The organism is Streptomyces sparsogenes subsp. cuspidosporus, from assembly GCF_039532705.1.
In the GTDB taxonomy this organism is placed as follows: domain Bacteria; phylum Actinomycetota; class Actinomycetes; order Streptomycetales; family Streptomycetaceae; genus Streptomyces; species Streptomyces sparsogenes.
In genome coordinates this window covers 1-2,426 of record NZ_BAAASD010000116.1, presented here as the reverse complement: position 1 = coordinate 2,426, position 2,426 = coordinate 1, and the positions used below count along the sequence as shown (strand labels likewise).

At 70.6% G+C, this 2,426-nt stretch carries 1 protein-coding gene; it reads left to right on the top strand.

The genetic code is table 11. The features are described 5' to 3' along the window. Window positions 1–2,426 (top strand): putative T7SS-secreted protein (locus ABFY07_RS42570; protein ID WP_346179597.1); only part of this gene is annotated, 2,426 nt, incomplete at both ends.

Sequence of the window (2,426 nt, the reverse complement as noted above, 5' to 3'; positions counted from 1 at the left end):
GACTGGGTCCGGGACAAGTCCGACTCGGCGGCGAACGCGCTGGGGGCGGCCGTCGATGAGATGCAGCTGGGGGAGAGTGAGGATCCAAAGAAGCTGATCCATGGCAGTCCGTCCAAGCTGCGGTCGACGGCCGGTCATCTGACCGATTTCATGGCGGCGTTCAACAAGGTCGGCAAGGGGTTGCAGGGGCTGGGTTCGGGGTCGTTGAAGGGGAAGGCGGCGGATGCCTTCCGGGAGAAGGTGTCGGTCGAGCCGAAGAAGTGGTTCTCGGCGGCGGACGCGTGTGAGAAGGCGTCGGGGGCGCTGGAGCGGTTCGCGGGGACGGTGGAGTGGGCGCAGGGTCAGGCGGAGGAGGCGATCCGGCGCTATAAGAAGGGGAGGAAGGCGTCGGATGATGCGCGGTCGGCGCACAACGACAAGGTGTCGGCGTACAACAAGGCGGTGGATGCGTACAACGCGCTGCCTGCTGATCAGCGTGATCCGTCCTCGCTTCCCGGGAAGCCGGGGGATTTTCATGATCCGGGTGCGGGTGATGTGAAGGCCGCGCGGGAGATGCTGGCGGAGGCGCGGCGGCAGCGGGACGAGGCGCATGGGGTGGCGAAGGCGGCGGTGGAGGCGGCGCGGGATATGGCGCCGAAGAAGCCGTCGTATGCGCAGCAGGTGGGGGACGGGCTGGACGGGCTGGCCCTGGACACCAGCCATTTCCTGGGCGGTGTGGTGAAGGGGACGGCGGGGTTGGTGAACTTCGTCCGGCAGGTGAACCCGCTGGACCTGTACAACATCACCCATCCCGCCGAGTACGTGACTAACCTCAACAACACCGCTGCCGGGCTGGTGCGGTTGGCCAATGACCCGGGCACGGCGGTCAAGGGGATGTGGGACGCGTTCCAGAAGGATCCGTCCGAGGGGCTGGGGCGGCTGCTGCCGGAGCTGATCGGCACGAAGGGCCTGGGCGGGGCGAAGACGGCGGTGACGGCTGCCGAGCGGCTGCCCGCCACTCTGGCCAAGGCGGAGGGCCCCGCCATGCGGACGCTGGCCAGGGACGGTGCGGCGCCGCATGCCACGCCGGATGCGGCCAGGACGGCTGGGGGTACGGATCCGGTGGATTTGGCGTCGGGGCGGATGTATCTGCCGCAGCGGGATGTGGTGTTGCCGGGGGCGTTGCCGCTGGTGTTCGTGCGGCGGGCGGAGTCGGGGTATCGGGTGGGGCGGTGGTTCGGGCCGACGTGGTCGAGCACGGCCGATCAGCGGCTGGAGGTCGGTGCGCGGGGTGTGGTGTTCGTCGCGGAGGACGGGCTGCTGCTGTCGTATCCGCATCCGGCGCCGGGGGTGCCGACGCTGCCGGAGCTGGGGCCGAGGTGGCCGCTGGAGCGGACGGTGGAGGGCGACTACACCCTCGCCGATCCGGACACCGGCCGCACCTGGTACTTCACCGGCCCGGAAGGGGGCGGGGACGGCGAGGCACCGCTGGTGGAGATCAGCGACCGCAACGGCCACCGCCTGACCTTCGAGTACGACGCCCAGGGCGCCCCGGCCGCGATTGTCCACAGCGGCGGCTACCACCTGAGGTTGACGACCGCCGAGGGCCGCATCACGGCCCTGCACCTGGCAGGCGCGGCCCCCGACGGCACCGACCAACAGCTCGTCCGTTACGGCTACACCGACGGCAACCTCACCGAGGTCACCAACTCCTCCGGCCTGCCGCTGCGGTTCGAGTACGACACCGAGCGGCGGATCATCGCGTGGACCGACACCAACGACCGCCGCTACGACTACGTCTACGACAACCGCGACCGCTGTATCGCCGAGGGCGGCGAAGCGGGCCACATATCGCTGCGCATCGACTACGGCCCCACCGATGAGCACATCGGCCACCGGGTCACCACCGTCACCACGCCCGAGGGCCACGCCACCCGCTATCTGGTCAACGACCGCTGCCAGGTCATCGCCGTGACCGACCCGCTCGGCCACACCACCCACACCCACCGCGACCGCCACGGCCGCATCCTCTCCCGCACCGACGCACTCGGCCGCACCACCGGCTTCGGCTACGACACGGCCGGCCGGCTGACCTCCGTGGCCACCCCCGACGGACAGCAGCGAACCGCCGTCCACAACGACCTGGGCCTGCCGGTGAAGGTCCCCCACGCGGACGGGGCCACCTGGCATTACGCGTACGACGAGCGGGGCAACCGCACCGCCACCACGGACCCGCTGGGCCACACCACCCGCTACACCTACGACCACCACGGCCACCTCGCCTCGGTCACCAACCCGCTCGGCGACACCACCCGTGTGCGCTGCGACGCGGCCGGGCTCCCCGTCGAGATCACCGATCCCCGGGGCGCGACCACCGTCTACCACCGCGACGCCTTCGGCCGCCCCACCGCCATCACCGACCCCCTCGGCGCCACCACACGCATGGA